This window comes from Lelliottia sp. RWM.1 (genome assembly GCF_016859735.1).
Lineage (GTDB): Bacteria > Pseudomonadota > Gammaproteobacteria > Enterobacterales > Enterobacteriaceae > Enterobacter.
In genome coordinates, this window is the sequence record NZ_WLVC01000007.1 from 39,274 (window position 1) to 65,948 (window position 26,675).

The 26,675-nt window shown below is 52.4% G+C and carries 20 protein-coding genes and 1 pseudogene; 11 read left to right on the forward strand and 10 right to left on the reverse strand.

Features of this window, described 5'->3' with window-relative positions; all coding sequences use genetic code 11:
* Positions 1-14: 14 nt before the first annotated feature.
* The 3 genes from ycaR (at position 15) to GF617_RS08165 (ending at position 1,980) form a co-directional block, all read left to right on the forward strand.
* Positions 15-197: a protein YcaR gene (gene ycaR / locus GF617_RS08155; protein ID WP_181622907.1), complete on the forward strand. Its 183-nt coding sequence runs from the start codon at positions 15-17 to the stop codon at positions 195-197.
* A complete protein-coding gene (gene kdsB, locus GF617_RS08160) occupies positions 194-940 on the forward strand; it encodes a 3-deoxy-manno-octulosonate cytidylyltransferase (protein ID WP_181622908.1) in 747 nt (248 codons plus the stop codon). The genes ycaR and kdsB overlap by 4 nt, the downstream gene beginning before the upstream one ends.
* Before the next feature lie 146 nt (positions 941-1,086).
* Positions 1,087-1,980, forward strand: coding sequence for a YcbJ family phosphotransferase (locus GF617_RS08165; RefSeq protein ID WP_203451474.1), 894 nt, complete (start codon positions 1,087-1,089; stop codon positions 1,978-1,980).
* Here GF617_RS08165 and elyC read toward each other — a convergent pair.
* On the reverse strand, positions 1,957-2,736 hold the full coding sequence (gene elyC, locus GF617_RS08170; protein ID WP_203451475.1) for an envelope biogenesis factor ElyC: 780 nt from the start codon (positions 2,734-2,736) through the stop codon (positions 1,957-1,959). The genes GF617_RS08165 and elyC overlap by 24 nt on opposite strands.
* 124 nt (positions 2,737-2,860) lie before the next feature.
* On the opposite strand from elyC, the gene cmoM reads away from it, so the two are divergent.
* The 7 genes from cmoM (at position 2,861) to GF617_RS08205 (ending at position 13,499) form a co-directional block, all read left to right on the forward strand.
* On the forward strand, positions 2,861-3,640 hold the full coding sequence (gene cmoM / locus GF617_RS08175) for a tRNA uridine 5-oxyacetic acid(34) methyltransferase CmoM (protein WP_181622911.1): 780 nt from the start codon (positions 2,861-2,863) through the stop codon (positions 3,638-3,640).
* 3 nt (positions 3,641-3,643) lie between these two features.
* Positions 3,644-4,966, forward strand: a complete 1,323-nt coding sequence (gene mukF, locus GF617_RS08180) for a chromosome partition protein MukF (RefSeq protein ID WP_181622912.1) — start codon at positions 3,644-3,646, stop codon at positions 4,964-4,966.
* A complete protein-coding gene (gene mukE / locus GF617_RS08185; RefSeq protein ID WP_181622913.1) occupies positions 4,947-5,651 on the forward strand; it encodes a chromosome partition protein MukE in 705 nt (234 codons plus the stop codon). Before mukF ends, mukE begins: the two co-directional genes overlap by 20 nt.
* The gene (mukB, locus tag GF617_RS08190; RefSeq protein ID WP_203451476.1) at positions 5,651-10,099 is read left to right on the forward strand and encodes a chromosome partition protein MukB; all 4,449 of its coding nucleotides are present in this window, start codon (positions 5,651-5,653) and stop codon (positions 10,097-10,099) included. The genes mukE and mukB overlap by 1 nt, the downstream gene beginning before the upstream one ends.
* Before the next feature lie 181 nt (positions 10,100-10,280).
* Positions 10,281-12,104 (forward strand): L,D-transpeptidase, encoded by a 1,824-nt coding sequence (gene ldtD / locus GF617_RS08195; RefSeq protein ID WP_203451477.1) that lies wholly within the window; start codon positions 10,281-10,283, stop codon positions 12,102-12,104.
* A gap of 175 nt (positions 12,105-12,279) precedes the next feature.
* The gene (locus GF617_RS08200; RefSeq protein WP_181622916.1) at positions 12,280-12,831 is read left to right on the forward strand and encodes a YcbK family protein; all 552 of its coding nucleotides are present in this window, start codon (positions 12,280-12,282) and stop codon (positions 12,829-12,831) included.
* Between the two features lie 20 nt (positions 12,832-12,851).
* Positions 12,852-13,499 carry an MBL fold metallo-hydrolase gene (locus tag GF617_RS08205; RefSeq protein ID WP_181622917.1) on the forward strand — a complete coding sequence of 216 codons (648 nt, stop codon included), beginning with the start codon at positions 12,852-12,854 and terminating at the stop codon, positions 13,497-13,499.
* Between the two features lie 50 nt (positions 13,500-13,549).
* On the opposite strand, the gene GF617_RS08210 is transcribed toward GF617_RS08205, so the two are convergent.
* The 4 genes and pseudogenes from GF617_RS08210 to pncB form a co-directional block, all read right to left on the reverse strand.
* Positions 13,550-14,740 (reverse strand): amino acid aminotransferase, encoded by a 1,191-nt coding sequence (locus tag GF617_RS08210; protein ID WP_181622918.1) that lies wholly within the window; start codon positions 14,738-14,740, stop codon positions 13,550-13,552.
* Positions 14,741-14,924: 184 nt separating this feature from the next.
* Positions 14,925-16,042, reverse strand: a pseudogene (locus tag GF617_RS08215) (porin).
* 608 nt (positions 16,043-16,650) lie between these two features.
* Positions 16,651-18,051 (reverse strand): asparagine--tRNA ligase, encoded by a 1,401-nt coding sequence (gene asnS, locus GF617_RS08220; RefSeq protein ID WP_181622919.1) that lies wholly within the window; start codon positions 18,049-18,051, stop codon positions 16,651-16,653.
* Between the two features lie 167 nt (positions 18,052-18,218).
* Positions 18,219-19,421, reverse strand: coding sequence for a nicotinate phosphoribosyltransferase (gene pncB / locus GF617_RS08225; RefSeq protein WP_181622920.1), 1,203 nt, complete (start codon positions 19,419-19,421; stop codon positions 18,219-18,221).
* Between the two features lie 265 nt (positions 19,422-19,686).
* Between pncB and pepN the strand changes: the two genes are divergently transcribed.
* Positions 19,687-22,299 (forward strand): aminopeptidase N, encoded by a 2,613-nt coding sequence (gene pepN, locus GF617_RS08230; protein WP_181622921.1) that lies wholly within the window; start codon positions 19,687-19,689, stop codon positions 22,297-22,299.
* 115 nt (positions 22,300-22,414) lie between these two features.
* Here the strand turns inward: pepN and ssuB are convergent, their stop codons facing one another.
* Genes ssuB through ssuE form a run of 5 tightly spaced genes read right to left on the reverse strand, consistent with a single transcriptional unit; the run spans position 22,415 to position 26,655 of the window.
* Complete coding sequence (ssuB, locus tag GF617_RS08235; protein WP_203451478.1) at positions 22,415-23,185, reverse strand: aliphatic sulfonates ABC transporter ATP-binding protein; 771 nt, start codon at positions 23,183-23,185, stop codon at positions 22,415-22,417.
* Positions 23,182-23,973, reverse strand: coding sequence for an aliphatic sulfonate ABC transporter permease SsuC (gene ssuC / locus GF617_RS08240; protein ID WP_203451479.1), 792 nt, complete (start codon positions 23,971-23,973; stop codon positions 23,182-23,184). Before ssuC ends, ssuB begins: the two co-directional genes overlap by 4 nt.
* A 9-nt stretch (positions 23,974-23,982) precedes the next feature.
* Complete coding sequence (ssuD, locus tag GF617_RS08245; RefSeq protein ID WP_203451480.1) at positions 23,983-25,128, reverse strand: FMNH2-dependent alkanesulfonate monooxygenase; 1,146 nt, start codon at positions 25,126-25,128, stop codon at positions 23,983-23,985.
* The gene (locus GF617_RS08250) at positions 25,125-26,087 is read right to left on the reverse strand and encodes a sulfonate ABC transporter substrate-binding protein (protein ID WP_181622925.1); all 963 of its coding nucleotides are present in this window, start codon (positions 26,085-26,087) and stop codon (positions 25,125-25,127) included. Before GF617_RS08250 ends, ssuD begins: the two co-directional genes overlap by 4 nt.
* Positions 26,080-26,655, reverse strand: coding sequence for an NADPH-dependent FMN reductase (gene ssuE / locus GF617_RS08255; RefSeq protein ID WP_181622926.1), 576 nt, complete (start codon positions 26,653-26,655; stop codon positions 26,080-26,082). Before ssuE ends, GF617_RS08250 begins: the two co-directional genes overlap by 8 nt.
* Between the last annotated feature and the right edge of the window lie 20 nt (positions 26,656-26,675).

Consider the following 26,675-nt stretch of genomic DNA (forward strand, 5'->3'; position numbering starts at 1 on the left):
TATACGGAGGAACTATGGATCACCGTTTACTTGAAATTATTGCCTGCCCGGTGTGCAACGGCAAACTTTACTACAGCCAGGATAAACAAGAGCTGATTTGCAAGCTGGATAGCCTGGCGTTCCCTCTGCGTGAGGGTATCCCGGTTCTGCTGGAAAACGAAGCCCGCTCACTGGTGGCAGAAGAGAGCAGACCATGAGTTTTGTTGTGATTATTCCTGCGCGTTATGCTTCAACGCGTTTGCCAGGAAAGCCGCTGGTTGATATCAACGGCAAACCAATGATTGTTCATGTTCTGGAGCGCGCCCGTGAATCCGGTGCTGACCGCGTGATTGTCGCAACCGATCACCCGGATGTTGCGCGTGCCGTTGAAGCTGCTGGCGGTGAAGTGTGCATGACCCGTGCCGATCACCAATCTGGTACTGAACGGCTGGCGGAGGTCGTGGAAAAATGTGGTTTCAGTGACGATACGGTCATTGTTAACGTCCAGGGCGATGAGCCGATGATCCCGGCGGTTATTATCCGTCAGGTCGCTGAAAATCTGGCCCAGCGCCAGGTGGGAATGGCAACGCTTGCTGTGCCTATCCAGCATGCCGAAGAGGCGTTCAATCCTAATGCGGTGAAGGTTGTTATGGACGCTGAAGGCTACGCGCTCTATTTCTCCCGAGCGACAATTCCCTGGGATCGCGATCGCTTTGCCGTTTCAAAAGAGACTATTGGTGATACCTTCCTGCGCCATCTGGGGATCTACGGTTACCGTGCTGGCTTTATTCGCCGCTATGTGACCTGGACGCCAAGCCCGCTGGAACATATTGAGATGCTCGAACAGCTTCGTGTTCTGTGGTACGGCGAGAAGATTCACGTTGCCGTTGCACAGGAAGTCCCTGGTACAGGGGTGGACACACCTGAAGATCTTGAGCGCGTTCGCGCGGAGCTGCGTTAGTTTCATTTCTATCCCCTCTCGTCTGGGGGGATAGCCATTCCTCCGGTTTTTTCGCCACTTTCTTTTCTCTAATTGATCTCTTCGGGTGACATCTGCACCCCGCACGCTCATTATAAAAGCAGTAGTCTTGATGGGGGTAATCTCATATGGAACAACTGCGTGCCGAACTAAGCCATCTGCTCGGTGAGAAATTAAGCCGGGTTGAATGCGTGAACGAGAAGGCGGATACCGCACTGTGGGCGTTATATGACAGCCAGGGAAACCCGATGCCGTTGATGGCTCGAAGTTTTACCTCGCCTGGCGTTGCACGGCAACTGGCATGGAAAATGTCAATGTTGGCGCGGGAAGGGACGATCCGTATGCCCACGGTTTATGGTGTGATGACGCATGAGGAACACCCCGGTCCGGATGTGCTCCTGATTGAACGTTTACGGGGGGTATCAGTTGAAGCGCCAGCACGGACACCCGATCGCTGGGAGCAACTGAAAGATCAGATTGTCGAGGCTCTGCTGAGCTGGCATCGTCAGGACCGTGGTGGGCTGGTGGGCCCGGTTGATAGCACGCAGGAGAATCTCTGGCCCCTCTGGTATCGCCAGCGGGTTGAGGTCCTGTGGGGAACACTCAACCAGTTTAATAACACCGGGTTAACGATGCAGGACAAACGCATCTTGTTCCGCACTCGGGAGTGTTTACCTGCACTGTTCGAGGGTTTTAACGACAACTGTGTATTGGTGCACGGTAACTTTACCTTGCGCAGTATGTTGAAGGACTCGCGCACTGACCAGTTGCTGGCAATGGTTGGGCCGGGCATTATGCTTTGGGCGCCGCGCGAGTATGAACTTTTCAGGCTCAGTGACAGCGCGTTAGCGGAAGGGCTACTGTGGCACTATCTGCAGCGTGCGCCGGTTGCAGAGGCATTTCTCTGGCGGCGCTGGCTCTACCTGCTCTGGGATGAAGTCGCGCAACTGGTGAATACGGGACGTTTTAATCGTAGCAACTTCGACCTTGCTGCAAAATCACTCATGCCCTGGCTCGCCTGACGAGCCTTTAAGCCACTGCCAGAAACGCCCAAGCATCTCATAGCCCACGCGATCGCTGTGCATCAGCCACACTGGCGACGGAATAGCCCGCTCCCAGGGATTCAGGGGAGCGGTAACCGCCAGTTGATTCGCCGGAGCAGGGAGCGGGTGTAGCCCTTGATGCTCAAAGAAAATCATGGCGCGAGGAAGATGTGCGGCGGAGGTCACCAGCAAAAACGGTGCATCACCAATCGCGTGTTTTACGGCGATGGCTTCTTCCTCGGTATCTTTTGGGTTGTCCAGCGTAATAATGGCTGAGCGGGGGACTCCCAACGATTCAGCCACCCGCGCACCCGCTTCGGCAGTACTCACGGGGTTTGTTTTCGCTGCCGCTCCAGTGAAGATCAGTTTAGATCCCGGATTTGCCAGCCATAGTCGAATACCTTCGTTAAGCCGGGGCAGACTGTTACTGATTAAATTTGAGCTAGGGGCCCACTGCGGATCCCAGGTATACCCGCCACCAAGCACCACGATGTACTCTACTTTCTGATTTCCCTGCCAGGTCGGGTACTTATCTTCAACAGGACGTAATAACCCGTCCGCGACAGGCTGCAGACTCAACAAGAGTAAGACAACCCACCCTGTCGTGATAAGCGTTTTACCACTTCTCTGAAAGCGGGTGAACCATACCAGCAGCAGCCCCAGAGCAATGACCGAGAGCAACAGAGGAAGGGGAAGCATCATGCCGCCAATCACTTTCTTTAGGGTGAAAAGCATCCTTTTTGGTTCCTTTTTTAACCATACAGCAGGCGATTGATAGTGATATTACACCAGAGAGGTTCATTCTCCGCGTGGGTGTGACAAAATAGCGGTTTTGCTGTTAGCGGGTGGAGCTCTCCCAATGCGGGATCGCAATTTTGATGATATCGCGGAAAAGTTTTCGCGAAACATTTATGGCACGACCAAGGGGCAGTTACGTCAAACGATCCTTTGGCAGGATCTGGACAAACTGCTTGCCTCTTACGGAAGCCAAAAATTGCGTGTTCTTGATGCTGGCGGTGGGGAAGGCCAGACTGCGATTTTAATGGCAGAGCGCGGTCATCACGTCACACTGTGCGATCTTTCCGCCGAGATGGTCGGTCGCGCTAAGCGTGCAGCAGAAGAAAAAGGTGTGAGCGACAACATGCATTTTATACATTGCGCCGCTCAGGACATTGCGCAGCATTTGGAAACACAGGTTGATCTGATATTGTTTCACGCTGTGCTGGAGTGGGTTGCTGAACCACAAGACGTATTAAAAACACTGTGGTCGGTGCTGAACCCCGGCGGTGCGCTGTCGCTGATGTTCTACAATGCAAACGGTCTGTTGATGCGTAATGTGCTTGTAGGCAATTTTGGCTATGTGCAGCAGGGAATGTATAAAAAGAAAAGGCGCACGTTATCTCCTGATTTTCCGCGCGATCCTCAGCAGGTCTATGGCTGGCTGGAAGAGATCGGATGGGAGATCACCGGGAAAACGGGTGTAAGAGTGTTTCATGATTATCTGCGTGATAAACAAAAACAGCATGACTGTTTTGACGCCTTAACAGAAATAGAAACGCGGTATTGCCGTCAGGAGCCCTATGTCAGCCTTGGCCGTTATATTCACGTCACTGCGCGCAAACCGCAGATGCAAGGATAACCTATGAGTGAGTTTTCCCAGACAGTCCCCGAACTGGTTGCCTGGGCCAGGAAAAATGATTTCTCTATTTCGCTGCCCGTCGATCGCCTCTCTTTCTTGCTGGCGGTAGCGACGCTGAACGGTGAGCGTCTGGATGGAGAGATGAGCGAGGGTGAACTGGTGGACGCGTTCCGCCATGTCAGTGATGCGTTTGAGCAAACCAGCGAAACCATTAGCGTGCGTGCCAACAACGCAATCAACGAGATGGTGCGTCAACGTCTGCTGAACCGCTTTACCAGCGAACAGGCGGAAGGAAACGCCATTTATCGCCTGACACCACTGGGCATTGGGATCACTGATTACTATATCCGCCAACGTGAATTCTCTACGCTGCGCTTGTCTATGCAGCTATCTATCGTGGCGGGTGAGTTGAAGCGAGCTGCCGACGCAGCAGATGAAAACGGTGATGAATTCCATTGGCATCGTAACGTCTATGCACCCCTTAAGTACTCGGTGGCGGAAATCTTCGACAGTATCGATCTGACTCAGCGTCTGATGGACGAGCAGCAGCAGCAGGTAAAAGATGATATTGCTCAGTTGCTGAATAAGGACTGGCGCGCAGCCATTTCTAGCTGTGAACTTTTACTGTCAGAAACGTCCGGTACGTTACGTGAACTGCAAGATACGCTGGAGGCTGCAGGAGATAAGCTGCAGGCCAACCTGTTACGTATTCAGGATGCCACACTGGCTCATGACGATCTGCATTTTGTCGACAGGCTTGTCTTTGATTTACAAAGTAAACTCGACCGCATTATCAGTTGGGGACAGCAGTCTATTGATCTGTGGATCGGCTACGACCGCCATGTGCACAAATTTATCCGTACGGCGATTGATATGGATAAAAACCGCGTGTTTGCTCAGCGCCTTCGCCAGTCTGTGCAGAGTTATTTTGATGCGCCGTGGGCGCTGACCTACGCGAATGCCGATCGCCTGCTGGATATGCGCGACGAAGAGATGACGTTGCGTGATGAAGAGGTGACGGGTGAGCTACCACCGGACCTGGAATATGAAGAGTTCAACGAAATTCGTGAACAACTTGCAGCAATGATCGAAGAGCAATTGGCCGTGTACAAATCCAGACAAGTGCCTCTGGATCTCGGCATCGTGGTGCGCGACTATCTGGCGCAATATCCCCGTGCGCGTCATTTCGATATTGCACGTATTGTTGTCGACCAGGCCGTACGCCTGGGCGTAGCGCAAGCAGATTTCACCGGCCTGCCGCCGAAGTGGCAGCCGATTAACGATTACGGAGCCAAGGTACAGGCGCATGTCATTGACAAATATTGAACAAGTGATGCCAGTGAAGCTGGCACAGGCGCTGGCGAATCCGTTGTTTCCGGCGCTGGACAGCCAGCTGCGTGCCGGTCGTCACATTGGCCTTGACGAGCTGGATAATCACGCCTTTTTGATGGATTTCCAGGAATATCTGGAAGAGTTTTATGCGCGTTATAACGTTGAGTTGATTCGTGCCCCGGAAGGTTTTTTCTACCTGCGCCCACGTTCCACAACGCTGATCCCACGTTCTGTGCTCTCTGAACTGGATATGATGGTAGGTAAAATACTTTGTTATCTCTATCTCAGCCCTGAGCGTCTGGCAAATGAAGGTATTTTCACCCAGCAGGAACTCTACGATGAGCTGTTAAGCCTGGCAGATGAATCCAAACTGCTTAAGCTGGTGAACAACCGTTCAACCGGATCGGATCTCGATCGTCAGAAGTTACAGGAAAAAGTTCGCTCTTCCCTGAACCGCTTACGCCGACTGGGGATGGTCTGGTTTATGGGCCATGACAGCAGCAAATTCCGCATCACCGAATCAGTCTTCCGCTTTGGCGCTGATGTGCGTGCAGGCGATGATGCGCGTGAAGCGCAACTGCGCATGATCCGTGATGGTGAAGCAATGCCGGTGGAAAACCATTTGCAGCTCAATGATGAGCATGAAGACAACCAGCCGGATAGCGGGGAGGAAGAGTAATGATTGAACGCGGTAAATTTCGCTCACTAACGCTGATTAACTGGAACGGCTTCTTTGCCCGAACCTTCGATCTGGATGAGCTGGTCACGACGCTTTCCGGCGGTAACGGTGCGGGTAAATCCACCACCATGGCGGCATTCGTTACGGCGTTGATCCCCGATCTGACTCTGTTGCACTTCCGTAATACCACCGAAGCGGGGGCGACAAGCGGTTCCCGCGACAAAGGCCTGCACGGTAAACTGAAAGCAGGCGTCTGCTATTCCGTGTTGGATGTGATCAACTCCCGCCATCAGCGTGTGGTTGTCGGGGTGCGCTTGCAGCAGGTCGCGGGGCGCGATCGTAAAGTTGACATCAAACCGTTTGCTATTCAGGGGTTACCAACTTCGGTTCAGCCAACCGCATTGTTAACGGAAACTCTGAATGAACGCCAGGCGCGTGTACTGTCGCTACAGGAGCTGAAAGACAAGCTCGAAACCATCGAAGGTGTGCAGTTCAAGCAGTTCAACTCGATTACTGACTATCACTCCCTGATGTTTGACCTGGGCGTGGTGGCGCGTCGTCTGCGTACCGCATCTGACCGTAGCAAATATTATCGTCTGATTGAAGCGTCCCTCTACGGGGGTATTTCCAGTGCCATCACCCGCTCATTGCGCGACTATCTGCTGCCAGAGAATAGCGGTGTGCGTAAGGCTTTCCAGGACATGGAAGCGGCGCTGCGTGAAAACCGCATGACGCTGGAAGCGATCCGGGTCACTCAATCTGATCGCGACCTGTTTAAACACCTGATCAGTGAAGCCACCAATTATGTGGCCGCAGACTATATGCGCCACGCCAACGAGCGCCGCATTCATCTGGATCAGGCGCTTGAGTTCCGTCGTGAACTGTTTACCTCCCGCAAACAACTGGTGGCAGAACAATATAAACACGTCGAAATGGCACGCGAACTCGGCGAACAGAATGGTGCGGAAGGTGATCTGGAGGCGGACTACCAGGCTGCCAGCGATCATCTGAATCTGGTGCAGACCGCACTGCGGCAGCAGGAAAAAATCGAGCGCTACGAAGCCGATCTTGATGAGCTGCAAATTCGCCTCGAAGAACAAAATGAAGTGGTGGCTGAAGCTGCCGACATGCAGGAAGAGAACGAGGCGCGTGCAGAAGCTGCTGAACTGGAAGTGGATGAGCTGAAGAACCAGCTTGCTGACTACCAGCAGGCGCTGGACGTACAGCAGACGCGTGCAATCCAGTACACCCAGGCGCTGCAGGCATTGCAGCGCGCAAAAGAGCTGTGTCATCTTCCGGATTTAACGCCTGATAGTGCTGAGGAGTGGCTGGAGACTTTCCAGGCAAAAGAGCAGGAAGCGACAGAAAAACTGCTTTCTCTTGACCAAAAAATGAGTGTGGCGCAAACCGCACACAGCCAGTTTGAACAGGCTTACCAGCTGGTGGTTGCCATTAATGGCCCTCTGGCGCGCAGTGAGGCCTGGAACGTGGCTCGCGAATTGCTCAGGGATGGCGTGAACCAGCGTCATTTGGCGGAGCAAGTTCAGCCGCTGCGTATGCGTCTGAATGAACTGGAACAGCGCCTGCGTGAACAGCAAGAAGCTGAGCGTTTACTGGCAGAGTTCTGCAAGCGCCAGGGGAAACAGATCGATATTGACGATCTCGAAACCCTGCATCAGGAACTGGAGGCGCGAATCGCTTCTCTGTCCGATAGTGTTTCAAACGCCAGCGAGCAGCGTATGGTTCTGCGCCAGGAGATGGAGCAACTCCAGTCGCGTTCGCAAACCTTGCTACAGCGTGCGCCTGTCTGGCTGGCCGCGCAGAGCAGCCTGAATCAGCTCAGCGAGCAGTGCGGTGAAGAGTTCGAATCAAGCCAGCAAGTGACTGAATACCTGCAACAATTGCTGGAGCGTGAACGTGAAGCCATTGTTGAGCGCGATGAAGTCGGTGCGCGTAAACGTGACGTTGACGAAGAAATTGAACGCTTAAGCCAGCCGGGAGGTGCAGAAGATGCGCGCCTGAATACCCTGGCGGAGCGGTTTGGCGGCGTGCTGTTGTCTGAAATTTATGATGATGTTGGTCTGGATGATGCGCCTTACTTCTCAGCGCTGTATGGACCTTCACGTAACGCGATTGTGGTTCCGGACCTCTCGTTGATTGCCGATCAACTTGAGGGGCTGGAAGATTGCCCTGAAGATCTCTACCTGATCGAAGGCGATCCGCAGTCGTTCGATGACAGCGTATTTAGCGTCGACGAACTGGAAAAAGCGGTGGTGGTGAAAATCGCCGATCGCCAGTGGCGTTATTCCCGCTTCCCGTCTCTGCCATTGTTCGGCCGCGCGGCGCGTGAAAACCGTATCGAGACGCTTCACGCCGAACGTGAAACGCTTTCCGAACGTTTCGCAACATTGTCGTTTGACGTCCAGAAAACGCAGCGTCTGCACCAGGCCTTTAGCCGCTTTATCGGTAGCCATCTGGCAGTCGCATTTGACGCTGATCCAGAAGCGGAAATTCGCAAACTTAACACCCGTCGTGGTGAGCTGGAACGTGCCATTGCCAATCATGAAAATGATAACCAGCAAAGCCGCGTGCAGTTTGAGCAGGCAAAAGAGGGCGTTGCTGCTCTCAACCGTATCCTGCCGCGTCTGAACCTGCTGGCGGATGAGACGCTCGCCGATCGCGTGGATGAAATTCAGGAACGTCTGGACGAGGCTCAGGAAGCCGCGAGATTTGTTCAGCAACACGGTAATCAACTGGCAAAACTGGAGCCACTGCTTTCTGTCCTGCAAAGCGACCCGGAACAGTTTGAACAGTTAAAAGAAGATTACGCGTATTCGCAACAGGTTCAGCGTGATGCTCGCCAGCAGGCGTTTGCCCTGACAGAAGTGGTTCAGCGTCGTGCCCATTTCGGTTATTCCGATTCAGCTGACATGCTGAGTGGTAACAGCGATTTGAACGAGAAACTGCGCCAGCGTCTTGAGCAGGCTGAAGCTGAACGTACTCGTGCGCGTGAGGCGATGCGCAGCCATGCCGCACAACTGAGTCAGTACAGCCAGGTAATGGCCTCGCTGAAAAGCTCGTTTGATACCAAGAAAGAGCTGCTGAACGATCTGCATAAAGAGCTGCAGGATATCGGTGTGCGTGCTGACAGTGGTGCGGAGGAGAGGGCGCGGATCCGTCGTGATGAGCTGCATAGCCAACTCAGCAATAACCGGGCACGCCGCAACCAACTGGAAAAAGCGCTGACCTTCTGCGAAGCGGAAATGGATAACCTGACCCGGCGTCTGCGTAAGCTCGAACGTGATTATCACGAAATGCGTGAGCAAGTCGTGACCGCAAAGGCGGGCTGGTGTGCCGTGATGCGCATGGTGAAAGACAATGGTGTTGAACGCCGTCTGCATCGCCGTGAACTGGCCTATCTGTCTGCGGATGAACTGCGTTCGATGTCGGATAAGGCCCTGGGGGCGTTGCGTCTGGCCGTAGCGGATAACGAGCATCTGCGCGATGTGCTGCGTATGTCGGAAGATCCGAAGCGTCCTGAGCGTAAAATTCAGTTCTTCGTGGCTGTTTACCAGCACCTGCGTGAACGTATCCGTCAGGACATAATCCGTACCGACGATCCAGTTGAGGCCATCGAACAGATGGAAATCGAACTGGGTCGTCTGACGGAAGAGCTGACCTCGCGCGAGCAGAAGCTGGCGATCAGTTCACGTAGCGTGGCGAACATCATTCGTAAAACCATTCAGCGTGAACAGAACCGTATTCGCCAACTGAACCAGGGTCTGCAAAGCGTATCCTTTGGCCAGGTTAACAGCGTGCGTCTGAACGTGAATGTGCGTGAAGCGCACTCCACGCTGCTGGAGGTGCTGTCTGAGCAACATGAACAGCATCAGGATCTGTTCAACAGCAACCGTCTGACCTTCTCTGAAGCGCTGGCAAAACTGTATCAACGACTGAATCCACAGATTGATATGGGACAACGTACACCGCAAACCATCGGTGAAGAGCTGCTGGATTACCGTAACTATCTGGAAATGGAAGTTGAGGTTAACCGTGGTTCGGATGGCTGGCTGCGTGCGGAATCTGGCGCTTTGTCAACCGGTGAGGCGATCGGTACAGGGATGTCGATTCTGGTGATGGTGGTACAGAGCTGGGAAGATGAAGCACGCCGTTTGCGCGGAAAAGATATCTCTCCATGCCGTTTGTTGTTCCTTGATGAAGCCGCTCGTCTTGATGCTCGCTCCATTGCCACGCTGTTTGAGCTTTGCGATCGTCTCGATATGCAGTTGATCATTGCAGCGCCGGAGAACATCAGTCCGGAAAAAGGGACCACCTATAAGCTGGTGCGTAAAGTTTACCAGAACAGTGAACACGTCCACGTGGTTGGCCTGCGAGGTTTTGCGCCGCAACCTCCGGAGTCGTTACCTGGCACGGCTGACGCTTCGTAAAGCATTTTGTTACACAGAGCGGCGCAACAGCGCCGCTTTTTTTATTCACTTAACTTGTGTTTACGGCTGCGTTATCTTTAAACTTCTTTACATAAGGTAAGGCAACAGCGTCTGCGCCTTTCTATAATGAAGTAAAGCCCCAGAGTGATGGGCATGTCGTAAAGAAAACAGGGGGCAAGGGATGTTGCTAAAGAAAATGCGTGGTCGTCAACTGTCGGCGCTGAGTTTGTGCCTGGCAGTGATGTTTGCTCCACTGTTTACTGTGCAGGCCGATGAGCCTGAAATTGTTCCGACTGACAGTTCCGCAACAACGGGGGCACAGCCAACGTCGCTGTCGCAACCGTTGGATCAGTCTCCAGCCACGGCCATTATGGCGGGCATTAAGCCATTGCCTGAAGGCATCAACACGGAAACACTCCGTCAACAGCTGCAATCCGGGCTGCCATCCGGTTACACGCCTGCGTACATTAATCAATTGACGCTGCTGTATGCTGCGCGCGATATGAAACCGATGTGGGAAAATCGCGATGCTGTGCGTGCTTTCCAGCAGCAACTGGCAGAAGTCGCTATTGCCGGATTCCAGCCACAGTTTACAACCTGGGTTGAATTGCTTACCGATCCGACAGTGACAGGGCAGGCACGCGATGTGGTGCTTTCTGATGCCATGATGGGTTATCTCCAGTTCGTCGCAGGCATCCCGGTTAATGGCAACCGCTGGTTGTACAGCGACAAGCCTTACAAACTGGCAACCCCCGCGCTCTCGGTGATTAACCAGTGGCAATTGTCTCTGGATAACGGTGATTTGCCGCGTTTTATTACAAGCCTGGCGCCCGCACATCCGCAGTATGGCGCGATGCACCAATCACTGCTCGCGCTGGTTTCGGATACTCGCCCGTGGCCGCAATTACGCGCAGCAGGATCGCTGCGTCCTGGTCAGTGGAGCAGTGATGTTCCTGCTCTGCGTGAGATCCTCAAACGTTCCGGCATACTGGATGGAGGGCCTAAAATCGCGCTTCCTGGCGATGACCTGCAAAGTGTGGTCGTGAGCCCTTCTGCTCCTGTAAAAGAGAAGAAGACGCTGGCGATCAGTGACAAACCTGCTTCCTACGATCGTGAGCTGGTGGCCGCGGTTAAGCAGTTCCAGACGGCGCAAGGACTGGGGGCGGACGGTGTTATCGGGCAGTCAACGCGTGACTGGTTGAATGTTACACCCGCACAGCGAGCAGGCGTGCTGGCCTTAAATATCCAGCGTCTACGACTGCTGCCGGGTACGTTGTCGACCGGTATCATGGTGAATATCCCGGCATACTCGCTGGTCTATTATCAGAATGGCAGTGAAGTACTGGCATCACGCGTTATCGTCGGTCGCCCAGATCGTAAAACGCCAATGATGAGTAGCGCCATGAATAATGTGGTGGTTAACCCTCCATGGAACGTTCCGCCGACGCTGGCACGCAAAGATATTTTGCCAAAAGTATGGAACGACCCCGGTTATCTGGAGCGTCATGGTTACACAGTGATGCGTGGCTGGAACAGCAAAGAGGCGATCGATCCGTATCAGGTTGACTGGGCGACGATTACCCCGTCGAATTTACCGTTCCGTTTCCAGCAAGCTCCGGGTGAACATAACTCGCTTGGTCGGTATAAGTTCAATATGCCGAGCTCAGATGCGATTTATCTGCACGATACGCCGAATCATAACCTGTTCCAGAAAGATACTCGCGCACTGAGCTCGGGTTGTGTGCGTGTGAATAAAGCCTCAGAACTGGCAAATATGTTGCTACAGGATGCTGGCTGGAATGACACACGGATTTCAGACGCATTAAAACAGGGTGATACCCGCTACGTTAATATCCGGAACAACATTCCAGTGAATCTTTACTATCTCACAGCGTTTGTTGGCGAAGATGGGCGTACGCAATATCGTACAGATATTTACAATTACGATCTCACCGCGCGATCGGGTGCACAAATTTTGCCAAAAGCTGAACAATTAATCAGGTAAATGAAGTAGTTCGGGAAAATTGGTTGTCGTAAGTGATGGTGAGTACGCAGCAATATGGCTACAAGCCGCGTATTTACTGGGGTCGGGCGCCTTGACGCAGGTTGTTTTGCCAGTTAAGGTGCCCTTCGTGCGCTAAGCATATATACGATAACATTGACCTGTAGACCTGATTATCATGGACAAATTTGACGCTAATCGCCGCAAACTGCTGGCGTTAGGTGGTGTTGCGCTTGGCGCGGCGGCCATCTTGCCTACGCCAGCATTTGCCACCCTCTCGACACCTCGTCCGCGTATTTTGACGCTCAACAATCTTCACACTGGAGAGTCGCTCAAAGCGGAGTTTTTCGATGGCAGAGGCTATATTCAGGATGAATTAGCAAAACTAAACCATTTTTTCCGTGACTTCCGCGCGAATAAAATAAAGACCATCGATCCAGGATTATTTGACCAACTCTTCCGCCTCCAGGGACTGCTTGGAACCAGCAGGCCTGTGCAGCTTGTTTCCGGTTATCGTTCAATTGATACCAATAATGAACTGCGTGCCCATAGCCGTGGCGTAGCCAAAAAAAGCTACCACACGAAAGGGCAGGCGATGGATTTCCATATTGAAGGTGTTTCGTTAGCCAATATTCGCAAAGCTGCGTTATCTATGCGCGCAGGTGGTGTAGGATATTACCCCAGCAGCAACTTTGTGCATATTGATACCGGGCCAGTTCGGCACTGGTAATAACAAAACACAGGAGCAGTATGAACTATCGTATTATTCCGGTTACCGCGTTCTCCCAGAACTGTTCGCTTATCTGGTGTGAACAAACCAAACTGGCCGCGCTTGTTGATCCCGGTGGTGACGCCGAGAAAATCAAGCAAGAAGTCGCCGCAAGTGGTGTGACGCTGATGCAAATCTTGCTGACCCATGGTCATCTTGATCATGTCGGAGCAGCGGCGGAGCTGGCGCAACACTACGGTGTGCCAATCATCGGCCCGGAAAAAGAAGATGAGTTCTGGCTGCAGGGGTTACCGGCCCAAAGCCGCATGTTTGGTCTTGATGAGTGTCTTCCCTTGACGCCCGATCGTTGGTTGAATGAAGGAGAGAACGTCAGCGTAGGGAATGTGGCCTTACAGGTACTGCATTGTCCGGGACATACGCCAGGACATATCGTCTTCTTTGATGATAAGTCGCGTTTGCTGATCTCCGGTGACGTGATTTTCAAAGGTGGCGTAGGACGCAGCGACTTCCCGCGTGGCGACCACGGCCAGTTGATCCAGTCGATTAAACAGAAGTTATTACCGTTAGGTGATGATGTCACGTTTATTCCGGGTCATGGCCCAATGTCGACGCTGGGATATGAACGTACACATAACCCGTTCCTTCAGGATGAAATGCCTGTCTGGTAACTCACATTAAAAAAGCCCGCATCAGCGGGCTTTGTTTTTTTATATCGTACTTACAGTACGGCGACAATGGCTTCGCACAGCGGCGCCATGTTGTCCGGCGTCATTCCTGCAACGTTAACACGGCCGGATGCGACAGCGTAAACACCAAACTCTTCACGCAGACGCAGAACCTGTTCTTTCGTCAGACCGCTGAATGAGAACATACCGTTCTGTTTGATAATAAAGCTGAAGTCGCGATCAGCACCTTTCTCAGCCAGGGTACTTACAAACAGCAGGCGCATGCGTTGAATGCGTTGACGCATATCATTCAGCTCCTGTTCCCAGATAGCACGTAATGCATCATTGCTCAAAATAGTGGCAACGACAGATGCACCGTGTGCTGGTGGGTTGGAGTAGTTTGCGCGGATCACGGATTTCATCTGGCTGAACGCACGATCAACGGTCTGCTCATCAGCGGCAACCAGAGTACAAGCACCAACACGCTCATTGTACAGACCGAAGTTCTTGGAGTACGAACTTGCCACAATCAGTTCCTGATGCACGGCAGCGAAGGCGCGCAGGCCTTCAGCATCTTCTTCCAGGCCACGGGCAAAGCCCTGATAAGCGAAGTCGAACAGCGGCAGCCAGCCTTTTTCAACGGACAGTTTGGCTAAGGTTTCCCACTGTTCCAGCGTTGGGTCGATACCTGTTGGGTTGTGGCAGCAGCCGTGGAACAGAACAACGTCTCCGGCCTGAGCGTCGTTCAGGCTCGCCAGCAGGCCGTCGAAGTCCAGTGCGTGTTTGGATGCGTCGTAGTACGCGTATTCACACACTTCCAGGCCCGCAGAGTTAAAGACACTTTTATGGTTTGGCCAGCTTGGGTTGCTTACCCATACGCGCTTAACGGAGGTGTTTTTCGCAAGGAAATCCGCCGCAACACGCAGCGCGCCAGTACCGCCAGGGGTTTGCGCTGTGCGGGCGCGTTTATCGCTAATGATCGCGCTGCCTTTTCCGAACAGCAACTCCTGAGTACAACGACCAAATTCCGGGATACCGTCGATACCGAGGTAGTTCTTGGTGGTTTCATTTTCCAGCAAATACTGCTCAGCTTTTTTAACGCTGGTCAGTACCGGTGTTTTGCCGGTTTCATCTTTATATACACCAATACCGAGGTTGATTTTTCCAGGGCGGTCATCGGCACGAAACAGATCGGCCAGGCCCAGAATAGGGTCGGCAGGGGCGGCGGTAATGTTCTCAAACATGACGAAGTTCCATTGTGATTACAGAAGTGAAATCCGCTATCAGGTTAACGGTAGATTTACAAAATGCCAACCGTTTGCGACAAAAAGCGTGCGCCTTTTCAAAAGTCGCCATTTTTTGCTTTCAGACATAAAAAAACAGGGCCGAAGCCCTGTTTTTTAAGCATATAACAAAGTGGTGTACTGATTAGAACTGGTACGTCACACCAACAGCAGCCATGTCGTCGTTGCCGTTCAGGCCGCCAACGGTTTCAGCGTATGCAGTGTCTTTATCCAGCAGGTTGATGTAGTAGTCAGCCCACACGTTGAAGTTTTTGTTGAAGTAGTAAGTTGCGCCAACCTGGATGAATTTAGCCAGATCTGCATCGCCACCTTTGAAAGTACCTTTAGAGTTGGTCACGCCAACCAGGTCTTTACCTTTGGTCTGAACATAGGAGATTGCTGGACGCAGGCCGAAGTCGAACTGGTACTGAGCAACAACTTCGAAGTTCTGGGTTTTGTTAGCAAAACCAGCATCACCGCTGCTACCGGTACGGGTAGTGTTGCGGGTTTCTGCATAGGTGGTTGCCAGGTAGATGTTGTTTGCGTCGTATTTCAGACCCAGACCCCATGCTTCAGCTTTGTCACCTTCGCCGTCTTTTTTCTGATCCAGAGTACGGTTAGCGTTGCTGTAAGATGCGATTGCACCGAAGCCTTCGCCGAAGTCATAACCCAGAGAGTAACCTACACCGTCACCGTTAGCGGTTTTAACGTCAGAGCGGTCGTTTTTGCCCTGATACTGTACGCCCAGGCTCAGACCATCAACCAGACCGAAGAAATCGCTGTTACGGTAGGTCAGCAGGCCGGTGCTACGGCTGGTCATAAAGTTATCAACGTAGTTACCGCCCCAGGTCATACCGGAGAAGGACGGAGCCATATCGGTGTAAGATTCTACGTCGTATACGATACCGTAGTTACGACCGTAGTCGATGCTACCAGCGTCGCCAGCTTTCAGACCTGCAAATGCCAGACGGTTTTTGTTAGTCTGGTTGCCACCTTCAGCCTGGTTAGCTGCAAAACGGTATTCCCATTGACCGTAACCGGTCAGTTGGTCGTTGATCTGAGTTTCGCCTTTGAAACCGATCTGCGCATAAGTTGCGTCGTTGTTGTTGGTTTCTTCACCAGACGTCACGAAGTCGTGCTCGGCGTTAACTTTGCCGTAGAAGTCCAGTTTGTTGCCGCTTTTGTTATAGATTTCTGCAGCGTTAGCTGCACCGGCTACCAGCAGAGCAGGGTTACCACTGCCAGAATATTGCGCTTCATCATCATTTATTACCCTCATTGGTTTTTTTTTATGACACTCGCCACTGCCGCCAATAAATTCTGTCAATAAATATTTCCGGAACTATTGATGAGAGTTTGGTGTCTTTATGTATCTGACAGGCATCTTTCCATTCATATAACCGTTTCGCTAGCCTGAAAGTGCTACAAAGATAAAGATTGGGTAACAAAAAGAAATAATGTGTAAGAGTTTGTGTATTTTGAGGAACTTTGTGAACCATCTCATATTTCAGAACTGATTGGCGAATTAAAACGCTAACCCATTCCTATATATATGAATTGCTTATATTTAATTTCGATAAAGGCATTTCATATAAACAGAAGTTAAACAGCTCATTTTTTCTTATGTTGGCGTTCAGACTTCCAGACACCTGTTTTGTTGGTTGAAATTTGTGCTAAAGCTTAAGATTTGTATTAGGTGCAATAAAGGTGCGGTTTATTTTTTGTTCGTAGATATTTCGTGGAAACAAAACGTAACAGGTAGTGGTTATGACGGGGTTGTAGTTTAAAGATGCTGACTTTGAACTGACGAAAGCTGACAATGCAGAATAAAATAATGGCCAGCAGATGCTGGCCATTATGAATTATGTGGATTAGAAGCTTGCGTTACGTGGTGTACGTGGGAATGGAATAACATCACGCACGTTCTGAACACCGGTGACATAAGCGATCAGACGTTCGAAGCCCAAACCAAAACCGGAATGTGGGACCGTGCCGTAACGGCGTAGATCACGATACCAGCTGTAGTCGGCTGGGTTTAACCCCATCTCTTCCATACGGGCGTCAAGTACGTCCAGACGCTCTTCACGCTGAGAACCCCCGATGATTTCGCCAATACCAGGGGCAAGTACGTCCATCGCGGCAACGGTTTTACCGTCTTCGTTAAGGCGCATATAGAAGGCCTTAATGTCTTTCGGGTAGTTTTTCACGACAACTGGTGCTTTAAAGTGTTTCTCAGCCAGGTAGCGTTCATGCTCAGAAGAGAGATCAACACCCCAGTAAACCGGGTTCTCGAATTTCTCACCGCATTTTTCGAGGATCGCCACCGCATCGGTGTAGTCCACTTGTGCAAAGTCAGCAGAGACGAAACGCTCAAGACGAGCAATCGCATCGCTGTCTACACGCTCGGCGAAGAATTTCATGTCGTCGGCACGTTCTTCAAGCACAGTTTTAAACACGTATTTCAGCATTGCTTCCGCCAGACCTGCCACATCGTTCAGATTAGCGAAGGCAACTTCAGGCTCCAGCATCCAGAACTCAGCAAGGTGACGACTGGTGTTGGAGTTTTCCGCACGGAACGTTGGACCAAAAGTATAAACTTTTGACAGCGCACAGGCGTAAGTTTCACCGTTAAGCTGGCCGGATACGGTCAGGAAGGCCTCTTTACCAAAGAAGTCTTTGTCATAATCCACTTTGCCTTCTGGCGTGCGCGGCAGGTTTTCCATATCCAGTGTGGATACACGGAACATCTCGCCTGCACCTTCAGTGTCTGATGCGGTAATAAGCGGAGTCGAAACCCAGAAATAGCCTTGCTCGTCGAAGAAACGATGCAGCGCCTGCGCCAGAGTATGGCGAACACGGGCAACAGCACCGATCAGGTTCGTACGTGGACGCAGGTGCGCAACTTCACGCAGATATTCGATGCTGTGGCGTTTAGCTGCCATTGGATAGGTATCTGGATCGTCAACCCAACCGGTGACTTCAATTGCCGTTGCCTGAATTTCGAAGCTTTGGCCCTGGCCCGGGGAAGCAACCACCACACCGGTCACGATAACGGAGCAACCGGTAGTCAGGTGCAGGACGTCGTCATTGTAATTGGGCAGAGAATTATTAATGACGGCCTGTACAGGATCAAAGCAGGAACCGTCATAGACGGCAAGGAAGGAGATGCCAGCTTTAGAATCTCGGCGAGTACGCACCCATCCGCGCACGGTGACTTCTTGGTCAACGGCGACACGGCCCTGGAGTACGTCGGCTACAGGCACAACGCTCATAATATTCTCTCTGTTAATAGTCGGAAAAAATAAACACTTGTCCGCCCTCATAGGGGGGATATCTATGTTACCTGGCATCCGCCGTCAGACAAGCAGATTTCGCAGTCAAAAGAGAAGAAATCGGAAATAAATAGGAAGGAGGGAGCTGGTCAGGCTCCCGAAAGCGGTTAACTGGCTTTTTTAACCTGCGGCAAATCGAAGGCTTTACGTAATGCACGCACAAACGCTTTGTCATGGCAGATGGTTTTGCCTGGGCTGTCAGAAAGTTTCGCGACCGGCTTACCGTTACATTCCACCAGTTTTATGACGATGTTCAGTGGTTTCACCTGAGGGATATCGCAGGTCAGTCGTGTCCCGATCCCAAAACTCAGGTTAACTCTGGAGGAAAACTGGCGATAGAGATCGACAGCTTTCGGCAGATCAAGGTTGTCAGAGAAGACCAGCACTTTGCTCAGCGGATCGATACCCAGTTTTTCATAGTGCGCGATAGCTTTCTCACCCCATTCTCCTGGATCCCCTGAATCATGACGTAATCCCTGATAGCGTGTGGCGAATTCGGGCCCAAAGTCACGCAGGAAGGCATCCATGGTAATGCAGTCAGTCAGTGCGATACCGAGCTGATCTGGATATTCATCGAGCCAGGCGGCCAGAGCCGCACGCTGGCTGGTTGCCAGGTCGGGGCTGATTTGTTGATGCGCCTGGAACCACTCGTGAGCCTGAGTGCCCATCGGGGTCAGATCCAGACGACGGGCCAGATCATAGTTACTCGTGCCGACAAACCAGGACTCTTTTTGCAGGCGCTCAACAATGGCCTGCTGTACTTCGCGGGAGAAACGACGGCGCGTGCCAAAGTCCATCAACCGGAAGTGAGACATATCCAGTGTTTCGGTCAACTGAGTAAATTCGGCCAGTTTATGTTCCAGTGACGCTACGGCCTGTTCGACACCGGTTTCCGGTGAGCGGTAGCGGTGAACCAGTTCGCTAATGACCGCCAGAAGCGGGACTTCCCACATGATCACTTCGCGCCACGGACCTTCCAGGCGGATATGCAGCTTACCGTTGTTGTTGGTAACGGTCACTTGTTCCGGGTTATAGCGGAAATCACGTAGCCAGTTCAGGTAGTCTTGTTTAAAGAAAGGTAGCCCTGAAAGCCACTGATATTCATCGTCTTGCAGCGTCAGATGCCGCATAGCATCGACCTGTTCGCGGATGGAATCTGCGTAGATACCCAGCAAGTCATCACCCCGGCAGCGAAACTCAGCCGCGACATGGACATCGTAATAGTGGTGAAAAACGGCTTGCTGCATATGCAGTTTATACGCATCGGTATCCAGCAACGTATGCAGAACCGGAGAAGCGAATTGAGTCATAGGTGCGCAGTAGCATCCTCTCACAGGAGCGTTTAGTACAATAAACAACTACAGAAACCGCTGGAGTATACCTTGTTTAGCGATTTATTGAACCCCGATCACAACATAAGCTCACGTTATGGTCGAGGGCATTTTGTGCCGCGTGTTATACAAATGTAGCGAAAAAGGTGTTTGTAACTGAAAAGATGAACATTCTGCATAGCGCGATCTACACAACAGGAATAGACTGGATTCGTTATTCGACAAACGATGCATAAGGTTTTCTATGACACAACAGCCACAAGCCAAATACCGCCACGACTATCGTGCGCCGGATTACCTGATTAGCGATATCGATCTGACTTTTGACCTGGATGCCACTAAAACCGTTGTGACGGCGGTGAGCCAGGTATCGCGCCAGAGCGCGACTGCAGTACCGCTGCGTCTTGATGGTGAAGACCTGACGCTGGTCTCCGTGCATATTAATGATGAAGTGTGGTCTGACTATAAAGAAGAAGGCAACCAACTGGTCATTAACAGCCTGCCTGAACACTTCACGCTGCGCATCGTGAACGAAATTAGTCCTGCGGCTAATACCGCGTTGGAAGGGCTTTACCTCTCTGGTGTTGCGCTTTGCACCCAGTGCGAAGCGGAAGGTTTTCGTCACATCACCTGGTATCTCGATCGTCCGGATGTTCTGGCTCGTTTCACCACCAGAATTATCGCTGATAAGGCCCTCTACCCATTCCTGCTCTCTAACGGCAACCGTGTAGGTGAAGGCGAGCTGGAAAATGGCCGTCATTGGGTGCAGTGGCAGGATCCGTTCCCGAAACCGTGCTATCTGTTTGCGCTGGTCGCGGGTGACTTTGATGTACTGCGCGATACCTTCAAAACCCGTTCAGGTCGTGAAGTCGCGCTGGAGCTGTTTGTTGACCGTGGCAACCTTGACCGTGCTCCGTGGGCAATGACCTCCCTTATCAATTCGATGAAGTGGGATGAAGAGCGCTTTGGTCTTGAATACGATCTCGACATTTATATGATCGTTGCAGTCGACTTCTTCAACATGGGCGCAATGGAGAACAAAGGCCTCAACGTCTTTAACTCCAAATACGTACTGGCGCGAACTGATACCGCAACCGATAAAGATTACCTCGATATTGAGCGCGTTATTGGTCACGAGTATTTCCATAACTGGACAGGTAACCGTGTGACCTGTCGTGACTGGTTCCAGTTGAGCCTCAAAGAGGGCTTAACGGTCTTCCGCGATCAGGAGTTCAGCTCCGATCTGGGTTCGCGCGCGGTTAACCGTATCAACAACGTGCGTACGATGCGTGGTCTGCAGTTTGCGGAAGATGCCAGCCCAATGGCACATCCGATCCGTCCGGATAAAGTGATTGAAATGAACAATTTCTACACCCTGACGGTGTATGAGAAAGGTGCTGAAATCATTCGCATGATCCATACGCTGCTCGGTGAAGAAAACTTCCAGAAGGGGATGCAGCTTTACTTTGAACGTCATGATGGCAGTGCGGCCACCTGTGATGATTTTGTGCAGGCAATGGAAGACGCCTCTAACGTCGACCTGTCCCATTTCCGTCGCTGGTACAGCCAGGCTGGTACGCCGGTTGTCACGGTCAAAGACGATTACAACCCGGAAACGGAGCAGTACACCCTGACCATCAGCCAGCGCACACCACCGACGGCTGAGCAGGAAGAAAAACATCCTCTGCATATTCCGTTCAGTATTGAACTGTATGATAACGAAGGAAAAGTGATCCCACTGCAAAAAGGCGGTCACCCGGTACATCATGTGCTGAACGTCACGCAGGCCGAGCAGACGTTCATCTTCGATAACGTCTACTTCCAGCCGGTTCCTGCTCTGCTGTGTGAATTCTCTGCGCCAGTGAAGCTGGAATACAAATGGAGCGATCAGCAGCTCACGTTCCTGATGCGTCATGCGCGTAATGACTTCTCTCGCTGGGATGCCGCACAAAGCCTGCTGGCAACCTACATCAAGCTGAACGTTAATCGTCATCAGCAAGGACAACCGCTGTCTCTGCCGGTTCACGTGGCTGATGCGTTCCGCGCGATCCTGCTTGATGAAGCGATCGACCCCGCGTTGGCCGCAGAAATTCTGACGCTACCTTCGGCAAGCGAGATTGCTGAACTGTTCGATATCATCGATCCAATTGCTATCGTGGCGGTGCGCGAAGCGCTAACCCGCACACTGGCAACCGAGCTGGCGGATGAGTTCCTGGCCATATACAACGCCAACAAGCTTGACGCGTATCGTGTGGAACATGCGGATATCGGCAAACGCTCTCTGCGTAATACCTGCCTGCGCTATCTGGCCTTTGGCGAAGTGGAACTGGCCGACACGCTGGTTAGTACGCAGTATCACCAGGCTGACAACATGACGGATGCGCTCGCTGCGCTTGCCGCAAGCGTTGCCGCTGAACTGCCGTGTCGTGATGCGTTGATGCAAGAGTATGACGACAAATGGCATCAGGATGGTCTGGTTATGGATAAGTGGTTCATTTTGCAATCCACCAGCCCGTCTGCGGATGTGTTGAAAACTGTGCGTGGATTACTGACGCACCGCTCCTTTACCATGAGCAACCCGAACCGTGTTCGTTCGCTGATTGGTGCATTTGCCAGCAGCAACCCGGCGGCGTTCCATGCTGAAGATGGCAGTGGCTACCAGTTCATGGTTGAAATGCTGACTGAACTGAATAGCCGTAACCCGCAGGTGGCCTCACGTCTGATTGAGCCGCTGATTCGTCTGAAACGCTACGATGCGAAACGCCAGGCGAAAATGCGCGCCGCGCTCGAGCAGTTAAAAGGGCTGGAAAACTTGTCTGGCGATCTGTACGAGAAGATTGCTAAGGCGCTGGCGTAATATGAAAAAGCCCGGTAGCGCTATGCTTACCGGGCTACGATGTTCTCTCGCCCCGTGTTAGACCGGGTCATCGGTTTTTTCCCTTTCCGTTCAGGAGAGGGCCGGGATGAGGGCATCAGCCATTAGCTTTAATTAATGCTCTTTCACTCACATCACGCTTCATTACCCGATCCAGCACTTCCGCTTCCAGCTCAGCCAGTTTTGCAGAGCCGACACGTCTCGGGCGTGGAATATCAACCGTCAGATCAAGACCAATCTTACCTTCTTCTATGAGTAACACGCGATCGGCCATTGCCACAGCTTCGCTCACGTCATGAGTTACCAACAGTACCGTAAAGCCATGCTCCTGCCACAGGGTCTCGATGAGATCCTGCATCTCTATTCGTGTCAGGGCGTCGAGTGCACCGAGCGGTTCATCGAGCAGCAGCAATCCGGGGCGGTGAATCAGTGCCCTGGCCAGCGCCACGCGCTGTTTCTGTCCGCCTGAAAGCGCGGCAGGCCATTCACCGGCGCGGTTTTCCAGACCCACAGCTGCCAATGCCTGATGCGCGTTGCCCCGCCAGTTACCTTTCAGACCCAGGCCGACGTTATCAATCACCGTTTTCCAGGGCAGCAGGCGAGCGTCCTGAAACATCATGCGGGTATCATCCTGAATAGTTGCCAGCGGTGTTGTACCTGCCAGAATCTCGCCGCCATTGGGAGATTCCAGCCCTGCTAAAAGACGCAGGAGGGTACTCTTGCCGCCGCCGCTACGACCCACAACGGCCACAAATTGCCCGGCGGGGATATGCAGATCCAGCGCATTAAGAATGGTGTTTTTACTGTAGCGTTTAGTGACGCCGCTCAGTAGAAGCGGTGTCCCCTGGTTCAGTCGGGCGGTATTCATGCTTTAACCTCCTGAGTCGTGTAGGCCGGGTTCCATCGTAACCAGCTTCGTTCCAGCCACTGGGCGCTGACATCTGCCAGTTTACCGAGCAGGGCGTAAAGAATGATGGCCACCACCACCACGTCGGTTTGCAGAAATTCACGGGCATTCATGGCCAGATAACCAATTCCGGCGTTAGCTGAAATAGTCTCGGCGACAATTAATGTCAGCCACATCAGACCGAGAGCAAACCGGACGCCAACCATGATGGAGGGCAGGGCGCCCGGCAGGATCACATGGATAAAAAGAGAAAAGCCAGATAACCCGTAGCTGCGCGCCATCTCCACCAGACCACGATCGATGTTGCGGATCCCATGCCAGGTATTAATGTAAATCGGAAACAACGTTCCCAGAGCCACGAGAAAAATCTTGGCGCTTTCATCGATGCCAAACCACAAAATAACCAACGGAATTAATGCCAGATGCGGCACGTTGCGTAGCATCTGAATTGAGGTATCCAGCAACCGCTCGCCCCAACGGGATAAGCCACTAATCAGGCCGAGCGTCAGGCCAATACTTCCGCCAATCGAAAAGCCAATCACTGCACGCCAGGAGCTGATCGCGAGATGTTGCCATAATTCACCGCTCACGCTGAGTGACCAGAATGCTTCAACGACCCCTTCCGGAGAGGGCAGAATGCGGCTCGATAGCCAGCCCGCAGAAGAGGCGAGTTGCCAGACGATGACGATCCCGACGGGTAAAAACCAGGGGGCAGCACGCAGCAGCCATTTTTGCGATGTGGCAGACATGGTGGCTCCTTAGCTTTGCGCGACTTTCCGGGGAATAAACTCGTTAGCCACGGCTTCGCCCTGTAGCTGCAATGTCCGGGGTTGTGGAATTTCCGGGATGGCAACATCCAGATGCGGGAATAACAGTTCACCCACTTTGTACGCTTCTTCCAGATGCGGATATCCGGACAAAATAAAGCTGTCGATCCCAAGCGCCGCATATTCATTAATACGCGCCGCGACGGTTGGACCATCCCCAACCAGTGCAGTCCCTGCGCCACCACGAACCAGGCCGACACCCGCCCACAGATTCGGGCTGATCTCCAGGTTTTCGCGTTTACCATTATGCAGTGAGGCCATCCGGTGTTGCCCAACGGAATCCGTTTTGGCAAACGCCGCCTGGGCTTTCGCGATGGTGTTATCATCCAGATGTGAAATCAGACGGTCAGCAGCCTGCCAGGCTTCTTCATTGGTTTCGCGCACAATGACATGCAAGCGAATGCCAAAACGCACGCTACGACCCAGTGCCGCAGCTTTGGCGCGCACCTGGGCAATTTTCTCTTTTACCTGCTCAGGCGGTTCGCCCCACGTCAGATAGAGGTCAACCTGTTCTGCGGCCAGATCCTGCGCGACATCGGATGACCCACCAAAATAGAGAGGGGGGCGTGGCTGCTGTACCGGAGGGAAATAGAGCTTCGCATCACGGACGTGAACATGTTTTCCTTCAAAGGTGACGGTTTCGCCTTCCAGCAAACGACGCCAGACGCGGGTGAATTCAGCAGAGGCTTCATAACGTTCTGTGTGATCAAGGAACACGCCATCGCCCGCTAATTCTTGTGGATCGCTGCCTGTCACCAGGTTAAACAGGGCTCGTCCGTTTGAAAGCCTGTCAAGGGTTGCCGCCTGGCGCGCAGCCACGGTAGGGGAGACAACGCTTGGGCGCAACGCCACGAGAAACTTCAGACGTTGGGTGACCGGGATCATCGACGCGGCCACCAGCCACGCATCTTCGCAGGAGCGTCCTGTTGGGATCAGTACTCCGGTAAAACCGATCCTGTCTGCAGCCTGCGCAATTTGTTGCAGATAGCCGTGGTCAACCGGGCGGGAACCTTCTTCTGTGCCAAGATAGTGTCCATCACCGTGGGTGGGTAAAAACCAGAAAAGATTCAGACTCATGATTTCGTTCCTTCTTTGCTTGCGGGTTGCCAGATACGGTCACGAATGTTTACCTGCTTTGGTACAAGGCGATTTTGATAAAAGAGATCTGCAGTCTGTTGCTGAAGTGCCGCAACATGTTCATTCAGCGGGGTAATCGTGGTCGGTGGACGGTGATCGAGATAGCTGGCGATAACAGGCTCAGGTAACCCCATTGTTTTTGCCAGTAACGTAATGCTTTCCTGACGCTGGCTCTGGGTTAACGCATCTGCCTGAGTAAAGGTGTCGAGAACGCCCTGAATAAATGCTCCGTTTTTTTCCGCATATGGACGCGCTGCGAGATAGAACGAACCGGTCTGTTTCAGCGTTGTGCCATCTTTTAATACTCTTACGCCACCCTGTAGTAACGCTGCGGAGTAGTACGGATCCCAGATAGCCCATGCGTCAACATTTCCTTGCTGGAACGCAGCTCGCGCATCCGCCGGAGTCAGATAAACAGGCTGAATATCAGTGAATTTAAGCCCCGCTTCCTGTAAGGCTCTCAGCAGCAGATTGTGTGAACTGGAGCCTTTCTGGAACGCCACTTTGTGACCTTTTAGCTCAGCCACGTTCTTAATGGCACTGTTTTCAGGAACAAGGATGACTTCGGCTTTGGGTTTTGCCGGTTCAACGCCAACGTAAACCAGATCCGCTCCGGCAGCCTGCGCGAAGATAGGTGGAATATCGCCAGTACTGCCGAGATCAATACTGCCGATATTGAGCGCTTCCAGCATTTGTGGTCCGGCAGGAAACTCTATCCATGAGAATTTTGTCTCCGGATAGCGTTTTTCCAGCAGCTGGTGGCTTTTTGCCAGAACCATACTGACGCTGCCTTTTTGGTAGCCAATTCGCAGGCTTTCTGGTGCATTCTCCGCCGCCTGAGCCAGGGCTGAAATCGCCATCAGCCCTGCCAGCCCAATACGGGTCAATGTTTTAAACATGTGCAACCCCCTGTGGTTGAGTCAATGTAGGAACCTGAGCATCTTTGCGGTGCAAGGCCTGCCAGAAGGTTTCCAGTGCGCTGTCGAGACGGGTTTGCAGATTCGGCGTGAAGTGCGGTTTATGCTGATAATCAATAACCTGCGAGTCATCAGCAAAGACGCCGTGCAGGATCTCCTGCGCCTTTAAGGCACTGAGGACAGGTTTCAGGGCGTAATCGACAGCCAGTAAATGGGCTACTGTACCGCCGGTTGCCAGCGGCAAAACCACTTTGCCGTCCAGAGCGCGTTCCGGTAACAGATCAAGCAAGGTTTTTAATGCGCCAGAAAAAGAAGCCTTATAGATGGGGGTCGCCACGATTAACCCGTCAGCCTCTTTGAGCTGTTCAATCAGGGTGTTGAGCGCCGGGCTATCGAATCGGGCGTAGAGCAGATCTTCCGGTTCAAAGTTGTGCAGATTCCAGTGGCACACTTCAATATCCAGAGCGTTAAGTTTTTCACGGGCATATTCCAGTAATGCGCTGGAACGAGAAGGGAAGCGTGGACTTCCAGCCAGAGTGATGACGCGCATGTATGCTCCTTATAACCAAT